The organism is Rhizobium sp. WSM1274, assembly GCF_025200775.1.
GTDB lineage: Bacteria > Pseudomonadota > Alphaproteobacteria > Rhizobiales > Rhizobiaceae > Rhizobium > Rhizobium leguminosarum_I.
Window position 1 is genome coordinate 3,996,529 of the sequence record NZ_CP104138.1, and the last position, 15,622, is coordinate 4,012,150.

Here is a 15,622-nt window from a genome sequence, read left to right on the forward strand (position 1 = left end):
AGACGCGCAAAAGGACGCTGTGGATCTTTGAAATTACTGCACATTTCTTAAGTAGGCTCATGATGTCGGGGCGGCGGCAATGCGTGTGAGATTGTATCAGAGTCTACAACTTTCCGTGGCGCTGCTCGGCATGGCAATTCTCGGTGGATGCCAGGAAAGCGGCAACGCTTACGTTCCACCGCCGCCACCTCCGGTTCGTGTCGCCCAGCCGGTCCAGCAACCGGTAACGCTCTATTTTGAACTCACCGGCAACACCGCACCGCTCAACTCCGTCGATATCGAGGCGCGCGTCCAAGGCTACATCCAATCGATCGACTACCAGGACGGCATGATGGTGATGAAGGGCACCAAGCTCTTCGGAATTGAGCGTAACACCTACCAGGCCCAACTGGATCAGGCCAAAGCATCGCTTGCCTCGCAACAGGCATCTCAGGTCGGCGCGAAGCAGGAATACGACCGGCAGCTCAATCTATCGAAGCAACAGGTCACCACGCAGACCGCGGTCGACAGCGCCAAGGCGACACTCGACGAGGCGAATGCGTCCATCCTCAATGCACAGGCCAATCTCGATCTCGCGACGATCAACCTCGGATATACCGAAGTGCTTGCCCCCTTCGACGGTACCGTCACCGATCACCTCGTCGATATCGGCGCACTTGTCGGCGTATCAGGCCCCACCAAGCTTGCCAGCATCGTCCAGACGGATCCGCTTTATGCCTATTTCAACGTCAGCGAAACACAGGTGCTGATGATCAAGGAAACGCTGGCAAAGCAGGGACATACCTTCAAGCAGACGGATCTTCCGAGTATCCCGGCAGAGCTCGGCCTGCAGACGGAAGAAGGTTACCCACACAAGGGACATCTCGATTACGTCTCGCCGCAGCTCGATGCCTCCACAGGCACGCTTCAGGTACGCGCCCTGTTCGACAACAAGGACCGCGCCATGCTGCCCGGTCTCTTCGTGCGCGTCCGGGTGCCGGTCGGCCATAACGACAAGGCTCTGCTGGTGCGCGACGATGCCATCGGAACGAACCAGCTGGGCAGCTACCTGCTCGTTCTCGGCAAGGACGACGTCGTCGAGCAGAAGCAGGTCAAGACCGGCCAGCGCGAAGGTGCACTTCGTGTCATCGACTCCGGCCTCGATCCGGAAGACTGGGTCGTAACCCAAGGGATCCAGCAGGCCATCCCCGGCAGCAAGGTCACGCCCGAGAAGATCGGAATGAACCCGCCGGCAGCTGCCGCTGGCGATACCAAGGCAAAGACCACCACCACGCAATGAATTCGCCACCATGCTTCACCTGACCGTCTAGTCTAAGGACAACAGCATGATCTCGCGCTTCTTCATCGAGCGACCGGTACTCGCCAACGTTCTGGCGTTGGTCTTCGTGCTCATCGGCGCGGTGGCTCTGTTCCAACTGCCCGTGGCGCAATATCCGAATGTCGTCCCGCCGACGGTGCAGGTGACGACGCGCTTCCCAGGCGCCAGCGCCCAGACCCTCATCGACACCGTCGCTCTGCCGATCGAGCAGCAGGTCAACGGCGTGCAGGACATGCTCTACATGCAGTCGACGAGCGCCAGCGACGGCACCTATTCGCTGACGGTGACCTTCGCCATCGGAACGGATCCCGATCAAGCGCAGGTTCTGGTGCAAAACCGCGTCGCCATAGCGATGTCATCGCTTCCCGAAGCGGTGCAGGTTCAAGGCGTCACGACACAGAAAAAATCGACGGCGATCCTCGGCTTCGTCAGCCTGACCTCGCCGGACAGCCGCTATGACAGCCTGTTCCTGTCGAACTATGCCGTCATCAACCTGCAGAATGAACTCGCCCGCCTGCCGGGCGTCGGCAACGTCACCGTCTTCGGCGCCGGCCAGTATGCCATGCGTATCTGGATGGACCCGAACCTGCTGCAGGCACGCGGTCTGACGCCGCAGGATATCGTCAACGTGGTGCAGCAGCAGAGCCAGGAGGTCGCCGCCGGCCAGATCGGCATTCCGCCGGTCCCGAACGGGCAGGTCTTCCAATACACGCTGAATGTCAACGGCCGGCTGAACGAGGCTGCCGATTACGAGAATATTGTCGTCAAGGTCGAAAGCGGCGAAGGCGGCCGCGTCACGCGCATCCGCGATATCGGTCGCGTCGAACTCGGCGCCCAGACTTACAGCCAGTCCTTCATGCAGAACGGCCGACCGGCGGCCGGCATCGGCATTTTTCAGCTTCCGGAGGCCAACGCCATTGCGGTGGCGCAGGAGGTGGGCGCAAAAATGCAGGAGCTCTCGAAGAGCTTCCCGCAGGGCCTCGAATATCATGTGCCGTTCGACACGACGAAATTCGTCAAGGCGTCCATCGACGAGGTTTACGTCACTTTGATCGAGGCGGGCGTCCTCGTTCTCATCGTCATTCTCGTTTTCCTGCAGGATTGGCGGGCAATGCTCGTTCCGGCGACCACCGTTCCGGTCACCATTATCGGCGCCTTCGCGGCCATGGCGGCATTGGGCTTCACGGTCAACCTGTCGACGCTGTTTGCCATCGTTCTCGCCATCGGCATCGTCGTCGATGATGCCATCGTCATCGTCGAGGGTGTCGCCCGCCACATCGAGGCGGGCATGTCCGGCCGACAGGCGGCCGAGAAGGCCATGGAGGAACTCCTCGGTCCGGTCATCGGCATTACGCTGGTGCTGATGGCCGTTTTCATTCCGGCCGCCTTCCTGCCCGGCCTGACCGGACAGCTTTATCGGCAATTCGCCCTCGTCATCGCCGCCACGGCGCTGATCAGCGCCATCAATGCCGCCACGCTGAAACCGACGCAATGCGCCCTTTGGCTGCGGCCGCCGGTCCCGCCCGAGAAACGCAACGCCCTCTATCGCGGCTTCAACAGGGTCTACGACAAAGGCGAACGCGGCTATGCCGGGCTGATCGGATCGATGACCCGCCACGCCGGTGTCATGGCCATAGCGGCAATTGTGCTGATCGGGGTCGCCGTCTGGGGTCTCACCCGCCTGCCGACCGCGTTCCTGCCGATCGAGGATCAAGGTTACGTGCTGATCAGTGCACAACTGCCTGACGGTGCCTCGAAGGAGCGCACCGATGCCGTAATGAACGAGGTCGGCAAGATCGCCGAAGCCACACCTGGCGTCGATCAGGTGCTGACGATCAGCGGCATTTCCGTTCTCGACAACAATGCCAGCCTGCAGAATGCCGGCGTCGCATATGTCGTGCTGAAGGATTGGGACGAGCGCGGCAAGCAGAAGGGGCAGGATCTGCTGTCGATCTACCAGCATCTGAACGGCGCGCTGCAAAGCGTGCTCGCCGCCAAGACGCTGGTGGTCGTGCCGCCTCCGATCCAGGGCGTCGGCAATGCCAGCGGCTTCACCATGCAGGTCGAGATCAAGAACGGCATTTCCGACTACCCGCTGCTGCAATCGCTTGCCGATACGATCGTCAAGAACGGCAGTGCCCAATCGTCGCTGCAAAGGCTGAGCACGCCCTTCCGCTCGAACGTGCCGCAACTCGCAGTCGCCGTCGACCGCATCAAGGCGGAGACATTGGGGGTTACCGTCGGTCAGGTTTTCTCGGCGCTCTCCGGCTACGTCGGCTCGAGCTATGTGACCCAGTTCAACAAATTCGGCCGCACCTTCCAGGTCTATGCGCAGGCCGCTTCCGATTTCCGGGTCAGCGCGGATGATATCCGCAAGCTGAGGGTCAAGGCCGGTGACGGGACAATGGTGCCGCTCGGCACGGTCGTCGATGTCACGACGACTCAAGGCCCCTCCCTGATCAGCCTCTACAATCTCTACCCCTCAGCAACGATCGTTGGCGGGCCGGCCGCCGGCTTCAGCTCCGGCCAGTCACTCGACGTCATGGAGCAGATTGCCGATCGAACGCTGCCGCCGGGCGCCAGTTTCGAATGGACGGCGCTATCCTACCAGGAGAAGGCCGTGGGCGGGCAGATCTATTTCGTCTTCGCGCTCGTCATCCTCCTCGTCTATTTCGTGCTCGCCGGTCAATATGAAAGCTGGATCTTGCCGCTGGCGGTCATTCTGGCCGTGCCGCTCGCCCTCCTCGGCACGGTGGCGGCCCTGACGGCGGCGGGCGTTGCCAACAATCTCTATACGCAGATCGGTCTCATCCTGCTGATTGCGCTGGCATCGAAGAATGCCATTCTCATCGTCGAATATGCGCGGGAAAAGCGGGCGGAAGGCATGGAAATTCTGGATGCCGCAGTCGAGGCCGCCCGCCTGCGTTTCCGGCCGATTCTGATGACGTCCTTCGCCTTCATTCTCGGTGTCCTGCCGCTGGTGCTGGCGACGGGCGCCGGCGCATCCGCCCGCAAGTCGATCGGCATATCGGTCTTCAGCGGGATGATCGCCTCGACCTGCCTCGCCGTGCTCTTCGTACCGTCCTTCTACGTCCTGCTGCAGCGCCTCGAGGAATATTGGAAAGGGCGCATAAAGACAGCAGCCGTCGCGGGGGCGGAGATGCCGAAGGTTCAGTAAGGCTGTTGCAACAGCCTGTCGCGCAATCACCAGCGGTTTCACGCGGAGGCAGGTTGCTGTTGAGTCTCTTCACTGCGCAAGTTTCGAACAGACACTATAATCCCGAGGTCAGGACCCGGTGGCATGCAGGCGACACGCGTTGCAAATTGTCCCGCAGACAAGCGATAGCCCGTCCTCCGCCCAAAGGCACCGTGCGGCACAGAGCCTGAAAATCCGATCCGCAGGTTTCGCGCAGGATCATCAGTTCCTCGCGCGGCGAGAAGGCCGGCATCATGGTCCGAGGAACAGGCGTGGTCGCAACCGTCGCGGCAGCACCGCTGGCTGGGGTTGATCCGGCTGATCCTCCCAAGGCTGATCCTCCCAAGGCCGCAACGGCCTGCTGACACGGCGCCGATAGAGCGGCACTGTGCTGTTGCAAGCAGCTGAGCGCCTCGGTACCGCCCGGTTTGACACCAGAGCATTGCGCCATAAAATCGCGTTGGCAAGCCGATTTGACGGCATTGCGCTGCGCCTGCGTCGGTGCGGCCGTCGCCGGCGCCGGTGTGGTCGCCCCGGTGGTTGCGGGCGCAGCCGGGGCCGGTTCCGCGGATGTCGACTTGGGTTTGCTCACCGCCGACACCGCCTTCCGGCAGCCCGCCGACAGTGTGGCATTATGCTGTTGCAGACAAGTGAGCGCCTCGATGCCGCCCGGCGTCACCCCTGAACATTGCGCGATGAAATCGGAGCGACATTCCGCCTTGATCGCATTGCGCTGCTCTTCGGTCGGCGCCTGCGCGGACGAGGCGCCAGCTAAGAGCACCACTGCGCAGAACGTTGGCAATCCCGAGATAGCAAAGAGAAGAAGACGCCTTCCATGCGGGGCCGTCAGTAGAGAAGATGCCCATTTTCGCATTATTCCTCCTCCCATAAATCTCTAATCTACTTCATGAAATCGAACGTCCTGCTGAATAGGATAATAAACGCCCGTCAGTTGGAGGGACGTTGCTTGCCGCTGCGGAAATATTAAAACGGCGGCTCCACGTATATTAGAAGATTGCTATTTTAGCAACTATCGTGCGCCTGAAAACTGATCAAGGGAAACGTATCACTCATCAGCCTGATGATCGGAAATCATCCATCTCAAAGCAAGTTAACAGGTACTGCGAATACATGCTGCCGTCATGCCGCCGCAGTCTGGTACCCTCTTGAAGCCGCGCGCTCGTGGCCTTCAAGCCGAAAGCGCGCAATCATGTCGGTAAGTGCAAGCGCCTCGGACGATAGCTGTCTGGTGGCAGCATTCGTCTCTTCCACCATCGCCGCATTTTGCTGCGTCATACGATCAATATCGTTCACCGATGCGTTGATCGAATGGAGTGTCGTCGCTTGGTCGCGGCTTGACGAGGCAATGAGCTCGATATGACCGACAATATGGACGATCTCGCTGGAAATCTCCATCAGCGCATCGCCGGTGCGACCGACGAATTCGGAGCCGGATGCAACCTCTCGGACGGAATTGTTGATGAGCTCACCGATTTCCTTGGCTGCGCGAGCCGACCGCTGCGCCAGCTCTCGCACTTCCTGCGCCACGACTGCAAAGCCCTTGCCGGCCTCACCCGCTCTTGCCGCTTCGACTCCTGCATTTAGGGCCAAGAGATTGGTCTGGAAAGCGATGGAGTCGATGGCGCTGACAATCTGAACGATCTTGCCCGACGCGTCCTCAATTCGTCCCATGGCCGAAACCGCGTTTTGGACCACTGAAGCCGAGGCGTCGGCGCCCTGTTTGGCGCGTTGGACAAGCGCAAGCGCTGCTGCTGCCCGTCCTGAAGAGGTGTTGACGGCGGAAGAAATCTCCTCCACTGCCGCTGCGGTTTCCTCAAGTGCGGCGGCCTGCTTTTCCGTTCGGCTGGCCAGGTCATCAACGGCTTCCGCCATCTGTCGGCCATTGTCGCTGATGAGGGAAGACGTCTCGCGGATATCGCAAAGCGTCTCCCTGAGACCCGCGACGGACATGTTGAAATCGGTACGGATCCGGTCGAGGTCGGCGGCAAAGGGCGTATCGATCGAAAAATTCAACTCTCCCCGCGACAGCCGCGTGAGCCCTTCTGCAAGCGCCTCGATTGCGGCGTCAACCTGGACCTTGGCGCTACGTCGCTCGAGTTCGTTACGGGCGCGCTCGGATTCCGCATCGCTCCGCGCGATCTCGGCCCGATGTTCCATATCGACATTCGACAGCGCATTTTGTTTGAAGACGGAAAGCGCTCGGGCCATTTCCCCGATTTCGTCGCCCCGTGCCTCGCCGGTGATTGCGGTATCGAGCCTTCCCTCTGCGATCTTGCGCATCGCTGCGGTAATCTGGGTGATCGGTCCCTTCAGGGTGACGACCAGCGCGGCACCCGCGGTCATAGCGATCAGGATGCCGAACACAATGGCGCCACCGGATATCCTATTGGCCTGTTGACGATCCTGCCCAGCATTTTGCCTTTGCGTCTCGGCGAATTGAGCAAGCAGGTTCCAGGTGTTGTCGATCTGCGCAGCAGCGCTGTCGAATTCCGCCAGCTTGCGCGCCGCACCTTCGGAGAGCGCCGCAGCGTTTGCTGCAAGCAGATCGAGGACGGGTTGAGCCTTCTTCGGAATTTCGGCAAAGACAGGATCGTCGTTCACCACGCCGGCAAGACGGCCGAGCTCGGTCTGATACATGTAGATCGACTGCTGGACTTTCTTCACTCGCGCGTCGTCTGGATTGCCGGCGAGTTCGGCGAAGCCGACGCGGATCTCGTTATTGCTGTTAACGATGGCGCGCAGTTCGTTGCCGACATTCGTCGCCTGCGAAATATCCTTGTCCGACGCGGCAAGCGCGACCACGGAGGTTCGCATCAGATCGTCGCCAACCGCCTTGAGACTGTCGCCAGTTACAGCAAGATTGGCAACGGTGGCATCCGTTGCTGGGACATCCAAAGTGTCAGGCGACACCTTCGAAGCGTTGGCAATGACGTCCACAGCAGCGGCATACTGCGCGGCGAACGCTTGTTTGTCGGTCGCGACCGCAGGCGAAAGCTGCTCCTTTGCCTTTTGCAAATCGGGCGCGTATTTGGCTAACAGGCTAACTTTGTCAGCCGGCGTCATCGCATTCGTATAGTCATTACGCAGTTTTGTCGCGACACTGGCGGCGGCGCTGACGGAGACGGAATTGTTCAGTCCGCCCTTGTTGGCATTTTCCGTCTTCTTCGCGCTAGCCATCAGCATGAACGAGCGCTTGCCAACCTGCCCTTGCAGATCAAGAAGTGCCGCGGAAGCAGCGTCAACATCACTGAGAATTTTCTGCTGCCCCGTTTCGATTTGCCAGATCGCTTCGATCTTCTGCGGGATGATTTGCGATTGATCGAGTGCCCGGTCAAGAAGCCCCACATCGGTCGTCGGCCTTAGGCTCTCGATCGTCTGCTTCAGGTTGCCCAGTTGCTCTCGGGCATCCGCAAGCGCGGTATCACGGGCTTCCTGCGACGGCTTCATCAGAAAGCCGGTCATGCTGGAAGAAACATGTTTGAATCCGTTCAGGGACTGCAAAACATGGTTGGAGATCTCCATCCGACCTTCGAGAAGGCTGGCCGCGTAATAGCCCGTCAGCCCCACTGCGCATAGGCTAATGACGAATGGCGCCAAAAGTACCAGCACCTTCGTCTGAATGCGAACCTGCGACATCAAACCATTTACCACGAATGCACCCCCACCACCGGTCGGAGCCAAACTGTCATTCTTTGCTTAAGAACCGATAAATGGGTTGATCCGAGGATTATGCACGCCTCATCTGTCGAGGCATGAGGCATCAGAAATGCGGCGATATCTGTGATGACATCCATCGATTCACCCGGATTATGGGCAACGTCTTCAACAAACGCTCTCCATTGCCGTTGCTTTTGCTGATCCTCGGCAAATGCTCCGCTAATCCTCAAGTCAATTGGCGACGATCTGGCGGCGCTAAGATTTGTCGACAGGCTCGCTGTTTGGGTTGGGCACGGGCGCCTCCCTCGTATCTCGGGGCGGATCTTTGCGATCGTCAGGGTCCGGTGGCGCTTCCTTGTGGTCGGGGCGATTGACGCGCTGGTCTTTAGGAATGCCCTTCTCGGATGGGGCAGCGTTTTTTGCGGGCATGATCAGTTCCTCCACTTCACGCGTACGAACCGATCGAAGACATTGAAGGTTCCGACCGCCATCGCAGAAGATATCGACGTATTGGCAGCCGCGGGCAGCGGAAGGTCCATGTCTTTGATATCGGGCCAAAGGTGGGCCGATCTCTTGCTCACTCTTTTGGGGGAAGAAGCGCGCGCGGGCCGCTACAGTGATACGATATTCTGGTTCAATTGCTCGTCAGCACGCTGCGCCGCCAAGGACCTGAAGCTCTGGCAAAAGTTTGAGGGATTCGTCGTTCAACGAGTCCTTCGCTGCGACCAACGAACGCGAAGGCACGGAGATCGCCCGGCAGATCGTCGCCACCTCGCTCGACGATCGTGCGCGCATGTTCTTCGTCACCCACATGTTCGAGTTCGCCAGCGGCTTCGCGGAGGAAGGCTGGTCCGACGTGGCGTCCCTGCGCGCCGAACGCCGGGACCCGCAGTTTCAAGCTTACCGAGGCGGCGCCTTTGCGCACGAGTTTTGGCGGGGATCTCTATATTGGGACATTTTCGCAGCGTCGGCCGGAGGCGCCCATCAATCGAACGGGTGACCTTGAACAATCCTGCACCGCCGGCGGCGTTGCGAGCCAGGCGACGCGGGCGTAAAATGAAGTTCTGTGGACTGGGAGCGATGCAAGCATCGTGGAAGGAGGTCCGACATGAACCATGTGCTCTCAAGTGACGGCCCGTCGAGACCGCCGTCACAACCGGCTGGTGTCATCTTCGCCGACCATGTGCATGAGATCACCGTCCATGCCGATATTCTCGCATTGCTGCCCGATCCGGCAACAGCGCGCTCTTGCCTTGATATCGCCGAGGATGCCGCAGGTGCCATCAATGGCACCATGGCCGCCGCCCACGTCGGTGCGGATCCGGAAAGGATGATCGCTGCGGCCGAGGAGATCGACCTGCAGCTACTGAGAGAACACGATGAAGGCTCGCCGTCGCAGCGGTTCGAGCGTGTCGCACGCGCTTTCGAGGATTGGAAGCAAGGTAAGCCTGGTCGAGACCGGCTCCTTCTCGACGATTGCCGCGGCGATCTCGATCGTTGCGTGACGACCGAATGCCATGAGACGGCGCTCGTCGTTGCCCCGTGCCATGGCAACATGGATGCCCGTGACACGTTCCACGACATCCTGTTCAACGAACGCAAGTTGGTGCTGGTGCCGCCACCCGGCCAATATGCCGGCAACCTGCTCGGCCATGTCGTGATTGGCTGGAAGCCGCAGGATCATGCGCAGCGCGCCGTCGTCGCGGCGAGACACTGGCTGGCGACGGCCGATCGCATTACCGTTCTCTGCGTCAACGACAGACCCGACGGAAGTTATCAGTTCACGGCGCGGGAACTGCTCAAGCAACTCGGACTCGACGGCGACGTTATCGCGATCAACTCAGGCGGCCGCTCCGTCGGCGAAACGATCCTCGATTTCGCAAAAACCGAGAAGGCCACCTGCCTGCTGATCGGCGCCTACAAGCACGGATATTTCTTGGAGTTGCTGCTCGGCCGCGTCACTCGCTATCTGTTGTCACATAGAACGCTTCCGATAATGATGAAGCATTAGCTACACTTGGCGGGTATGTGACTGGCATGGGCCAACGAAAGCCGCTACAGAGTCGATATTTCCATCAGGCGCTATCGACCGCAATACCGATGAACGCAACGACAGCACCTCAGTCTCGAAGCTTACCCATTGCATTCGGCGGAGGTGCAATTATCGGCACCCTCGGCAGGCTGGTTGGCCTTGGCGGCGCGGAGTTCCGCTTGCCTCTTCTGATCGGCCTTTTCAGTTTCGCGGCCTGGAAGTGGCCATCCTTAACAAGGCCATGAGCCTCGTTGGGGTCGCAACCGCCCTGCCGTTCCGCGCCGGAACAGTGCCTTTCGCCGCTCTCGCTGAGAACTGGCTTATCGTTTCCAACCTGCTCGGTGGAAGCCTGTTCGGTGCATGGTTTGGGGCGGGATGGGCAACGCGCCTGAAATCGGCGGCGCTCTACAAGATCATAAGCGGAGATCTTCACCACAATCAGATGACAGGCGACGATGCGAGGCCGGAGAAACTGCAGTGGAGAGCGTCTCTACTCGCGTTGGAAATTAGCGAAACAAGAAGTGGGCAGGTCAGGAGCCGCTTGACCGGCTGCCGGCCTTTGTCGACACAATGGTGCGATCGTAAACGGACGCGATGGACGACCTCACACAATGACAAATCTCGTCGTTATTCTCTTCGGGCTCACCTATCTCGGGATGGCATTGGGACGCGTCCCAGGACTTAGGATCGACCGCGCCGGCATCGCAATGATCGTCGCAGTCGCGCTAGTCGCTCTCGGGGCAGTTCCCGTCGACGGGATGAGCGAAGCGATCCATTTTCCGACCTTGCTTTTGCTTGGCGGCTTGATGATCCTTTCCGCGCGTGTTGGTGCAAGCGGCTTCTACGATGCGGCGTCGGTTTGGATAGCGGGCCAGGCAGGCAGGCCGCTGCGCCTGCTCGCCTTGACGATCACGGTCGGCGGCATCCTCTCCGCCTTCCTTGTCAACGATATCGTTGTTTTCGCCATGACGCCGCTGCTGTGCACCGGCCTCAAAGTGCGGAAACTCGACCCACGGCCATTCCTGCTTGGTCTCGCCGCGGCCAGCAATGCGGGTTCGGCCGCCACCTTGATCGGCAATCCACAAAACATCCTCATCGGTCAGGCCGGCGCGCTGGGGTTCTGGCCCTATTTCGCGCAGGCCGTCATCCCGGCGATCGCAGGTCTTGTTCTCAGTTTCGGATGTATCGCGTTCATCTGGCGATCAAGTCTCGCAGCGGCAGACGACGGCGCACCCCTCGAGCCTGTAGCCTTCGACCGCGCTCAGGTTGGAATCTGTACCGTCGCCCTTCTTGCGCTGCTTGTCTTGTTTGCCACGCCGCTGCCACGCGAGATCTCGGCTCTTTTGGTCGCCGCCTGCCTGATCGTAAGCCGCACCCTTCCGACCCGACAACTCTTCGGCGAAATCGATCTGCCATTGCTGATCCTGTTTGCGGCCTTGTTCGTCGTCAACGACGCCTTCGCGCGGACCGGAATTCCGGAGGAGGCCGTGCGGATGCTCGCCGCCCATGGCCTCCTTCCCGATCGAGTTTCGTTCCTTGTGCCGATCTCGCTTTTTCTGAGCAACACGATCGGCAATGTTCCCGCCGTGGTGATGATCCTGAAGGTCTGGCAAGAGATCCCGGAGGGGGTCCTGGTCGGCCTCGCCATTCTTTCGACGCTGGCCGGAAACCTGTTTCTGGTCGGAAGCCTTGCAAATCTGATCGTGGCCGAGCGTGCCTCAGCCCAAGGGGTACGGCTGACTTTTCGGGATCACGCGAAAGCTGGCGTACCGATCACACTCCTATCCATGGTCTTCGCTGGCCTCTGGTTGTGGCTCGGTGGTTTCATGCCTCTTTAGGCATGCCTGGCACTCAGGCTCGAACTGAGATAACCTTCAGCATCATTGTCCATGTGATCAGACCGACACCAATCCAGATCGCGATGATGGCGACCATGGCTCCGCACCGCAACCCGCCGCTACCGAACCAACAACAGCAACCAAAAACCGCTGGAGCGAACTCAAAACTGGATAAAACTTGGGGGCAAGGTCTCGACCCACCGGTAAGCAGAAACGCAAAAGGCCCGCAGGAGGCGGGCTTTTGCGTATGTGTATTTGGGATTTGGTTGCGGTGGCAGGATTTGAACCTGCGGTCTTCAGGTTATGGTCCGCAGGACGAGGAGCTACCATCGCCAGCGAAGATGAAGTCTTCGCGCCAGCGATATTGCTCAGGAGTGTATTTGGGATTTGGTTGCGGGGGCCTGATCGCACAGAGACTTGTAAAATTGGTCGAGATTCGAGGATGTCTCTGAGGCATAAGTAGATTTATGGAACTGGCGTGTCCCGAAGGCATGCCGACATTCCGATGGTCGGGGTGGCATGCCGCGCATCCGGTAGGAAATACTTAGGCACGCACCCCAGATTAGCGTCGTCGAGCGGCTGGCGGCTGAGGCGTGTACACGGCCAACCCACGGCTCATCAATGGCGAAACGGAAAACGCGGTGCCGCCGGATCTGGATTCGCCGCATTTCCAAGCATATCGGTCTTGCAGCTCTCTCTGAACCTGCGATAATCGTCTTCCGGGGGGAAACAGATGACGATCACGCGAACGCAGCTAACCAACGATGAATGGAAGTGGCTGGTGCGGCTTTGCCAGCACGAAGCGAATAGTATGCCCAAAGAAATAGAAACGAGGTTTGTTGAACTCGGCCTGTCCGGACCGAACGGTCTTCGCGAGCACGCTAAGGCCTTGGTTCAACGGGAGTTATTGAGCGAGCGCCGGAATAGGTTGCAGGGCCTTCACTGACTGATTGTCTCGACCGCTGAGTACGAACGCCACTCGCGACATCGCTGATATTGGAACGGCCGCGGCAATGAGTGGGGATGAAGACCCATTGTGACGCTCTTCGGTCACGAACGGCCGCCGACCGTTTCTGGTTGAGGCGGAACATTTGATCCATTACCGCTTCTGGTTCGAGGCAAGCAATGCAGAATTCAGGCTATTTTCTCGAGACATTTCAAACCCGCTCTGCAATAATTGCGCCCTGTTGTGAGATCATTCCTCGACCATACTCCACTGAGAAACAAGTTTCGATCTCCGGCCCCGTGAGATAGACATCACAGGCGCCATAAGCGCGTGTTCTGCTTGGACGCGCCAATCCCCGGAGTTGCATCATGATAATCGCGCCGCAGCAGCGGATCTATGTCTGCTTCTTTCTCTTCGCTGTGTCGCTGGGGGCGCTGCTGTCGAGGATGCCGGATTTGCAGGTTGCACTTGGCGTCAATAAATCCGAGCTTGGGTTAACGCTGATAGGGGCTGCCATCGGCGCCTTAATTTCGTTGACCTTATCTTCGCCCTTGATCGCCCGGCTCGGCGCGCGTACGACCGCATTCATTACTGTTCTCGGCACGTCTGCGCTGCTGTCGCTGGTGCCTTGGATCGGTGCGGCGCCAGTCGTATTCTGTGTGCTTTTCGTCGAGGGGCTGCTCGCCGGAGCGCTGGAGATCAATCTCAACGTTGAGATCGACCGCATCGAAGCGCAGCTAGGACGCGGCGTGATGAACAGAGCGCATGGTTTCTGGAGCCTCGGCTTCTTCGTCACAGCACTTGTCTCCTCAATCGTCCGCCAAGCCGGCATTTCGATGCAACTCCATCTCGCCGTGACCTTTGTCGCGGTTCTTGTCATCGGTATCTGGACGATTGCCGGCATGCGGAATGCGCCGGCGCGGATCGCGTTGCATGAAGGCAAGGCACCGCCGGTAGCGCTTCCCACCTGGGGCCTCATGCCGCTCTGCGTGATCGGCATCGCGGCCTTTCTCGTCGAAGGTGCCGGGATCGACTGGTCGGCGATCTATATGCGCGACGTTTTTTCGGTCGAGCCCTTCATTGGCGGACTGGGATTGACGCTCTTTACTTTCTGCATGGCGCTGGCGCGCCTGTTCGTCGATCCGCTGGTCGATCGGTTTGGCGCGCGGGCCGTTGCCACGATGCTGCTTATTCTTTCGGCGATTGGCATCTGCGCGGTATCGGGAGCGCCGCATCCCTATATCGCGCTGGCGGGCTTTGCCTTGATGGGCGCTGGTTGCAGTGCGGTATATCCCCTCGCCGTCTCGGCGGCGGCCCAGCGCATAGATCGAGCGGCGCATCTCAACGTCGCCGCCCTCGGCCAGATGACCTTTGTCGTTTTCTTCCTGGCGCCGCCGCTGCTCGGTTTTATTGCCGAGCATGCTGGAATCCGGATATCCTATCTGGTCTGCCTTCCGCTGATCATTTACGCACTCCTTTCGGCCAAGGCGCTTCCTACGCGCCGGGCTGCCGGCGGAGCTAGCGCCGCGGCTGTTCGGAGCCTCAACGGTTGACGGATTGTGCTGCCGGTTTCGGCGCCTCGACGAGTTCAGCGAAAAGTATAAGCGAGCACGCCGTGGAGGCGTGCTCGGCGCTCCCACAACGTGTATACGTTTAATGTCCGCGATGAAGTTTCAAGAGAACTTCGCCCCTTGGACGTTAACGCCTGGATTGCCGTCCTGAACGCGCAGCTGTCAAGATGTGCATCGCGCCCCGAACCTCTGCCAGTGTCTCGAGCCTGCTAGGCGCCACCTGGGAGACACTTCGCAGGCATCAGAACACGGGAAATCGAGACGACCGTCGCTGCAGACACCGAGGCGGGCCAGGACGAGGATATAGTGCGCGAGGTACTGAGGGCCGGTGACGAGCAAGAAGTCAAGATGCCGAAACAGGAACCCCTCCTGCATGGTTGCTTGCCGCCTCTCTGCAGATCGCCATATAACGCGCGATGACGTTTGATTCGAAGATTTTCGTAGGCCTGAGGCCAACGCGCAAAAAATCAGCTCCGCTCAGCGAGCTTTACCAGCAGAAATGCCAGTGGGACGGTTGCGAAAGCGGCGGCACCAATCGTGCGCCCGTTGGGCGAGATGCAGAAGGTTTGTACCTGATGTTCTGTCCTCAACATGCGAGGGAATACAATAAGGGTTATAATTTCGCGAGCAATCTGTCTGATCCGGTGACCGCCCGCTATCAGAGGGAAGCAGCAAACGGCAGCCGAAAGACGTGGGGGACCCGCGTTGAGCCGGCGACAGAGACGCCGCTTCCTTCGACCGTTCGCTCCGGTACGGCAAAAACTCTTAACGCACGCAAGATTGCTGCACGACATCAGGCCACGAAAGCCGATCTCCAGCAGCGTAAGCTCAAGGTATTGGAAGCAAAAGCTTTCGAAACGCTTGGCCTTTCGCAGGACGCGACGCCTGTGGAAATTAGGCGACGCTACAAACTGATGCTCAAGATGCACCATCCGGACGCTAACCGAGGAGATCGAAACTCCGAAGATGAACTCCGGGCGGCAATCGACGCCCATAAGATCCTCAAGCTGAACGGATTCTGCTAGATCCGAGACACGCTCTTT

At 59.5% G+C, this 15,622-nt stretch carries 9 protein-coding genes and 1 pseudogene; 8 read left to right on the top strand and 2 right to left on the bottom strand.

The genetic code is table 11. The features are described from left to right. The first annotated feature begins 79 nt into the window (after positions 1 to 79). Positions 80 to 1,279, top strand: a complete 1,200-nt coding sequence (locus N2600_RS19815) for an efflux RND transporter periplasmic adaptor subunit (protein ID WP_260297194.1) — start codon at positions 80 to 82, stop codon at positions 1,277 to 1,279. Between the two features lie 46 nt (positions 1,280 to 1,325). Further along, positions 1,326 to 4,496 carry an efflux RND transporter permease subunit gene (locus N2600_RS19820; protein WP_260109495.1) on the top strand — a complete coding sequence of 1,057 codons (3,171 nt, stop codon included), beginning with the start codon at positions 1,326 to 1,328 and terminating at the stop codon, positions 4,494 to 4,496. Between the two features lie 94 nt (positions 4,497 to 4,590). Here the strand turns inward: N2600_RS19820 and N2600_RS19825 are convergent, their stop codons facing one another. Then, the gene (locus N2600_RS19825; RefSeq protein WP_260109496.1) at positions 4,591 to 5,388 is read right to left on the bottom strand and encodes a hypothetical protein; all 798 of its coding nucleotides are present in this window, start codon (positions 5,386 to 5,388) and stop codon (positions 4,591 to 4,593) included. 266 nt (positions 5,389 to 5,654) lie between these two features. Then, entirely contained in the window at positions 5,655 to 8,186 is a 2,532-nt protein-coding gene (locus N2600_RS19830; RefSeq protein ID WP_170259926.1) for a methyl-accepting chemotaxis protein, read from the bottom strand. Between the two features lie 694 nt (positions 8,187 to 8,880). Between N2600_RS19830 and N2600_RS19835 the strand changes: the two genes are divergently transcribed. The 6 genes and pseudogenes from N2600_RS19835 to N2600_RS19860 all read left to right on the top strand — a co-directional run bounded on the left by N2600_RS19835 (position 8,881) and on the right by N2600_RS19860 (position 15,604). Then, a complete protein-coding gene (locus tag N2600_RS19835) occupies positions 8,881 to 9,192 on the top strand; it encodes a hypothetical protein (protein ID WP_222386946.1) in 312 nt (103 codons plus the stop codon). Between the two features lie 108 nt (positions 9,193 to 9,300). Further along, entirely contained in the window at positions 9,301 to 10,203 is a 903-nt protein-coding gene (locus N2600_RS19840; RefSeq protein WP_260297196.1) for a universal stress protein, read from the top strand. Positions 10,204 to 10,292: 89 nt separating this feature from the next. Then, positions 10,293 to 10,645 (top strand): annotated as a pseudogene (locus N2600_RS19845) (TSUP family transporter); the annotation flags it as partial. A 190-nt stretch (positions 10,646 to 10,835) separates the two neighbouring features. After that, complete coding sequence (locus tag N2600_RS19850) at positions 10,836 to 12,062, top strand: SLC13 family permease (protein ID WP_260109500.1); 1,227 nt, start codon at positions 10,836 to 10,838, stop codon at positions 12,060 to 12,062. 1,314 nt (positions 12,063 to 13,376) lie between these two features. After that, entirely contained in the window at positions 13,377 to 14,561 is a 1,185-nt protein-coding gene (locus N2600_RS19855) for an MFS transporter (protein WP_170259929.1), read from the top strand. Between the two features lie 434 nt (positions 14,562 to 14,995). Further along, a complete protein-coding gene (locus tag N2600_RS19860) occupies positions 14,996 to 15,604 on the top strand; it encodes a J domain-containing protein (protein ID WP_222386950.1) in 609 nt (202 codons plus the stop codon). Positions 15,605 to 15,622 lie beyond the last annotated feature (18 nt).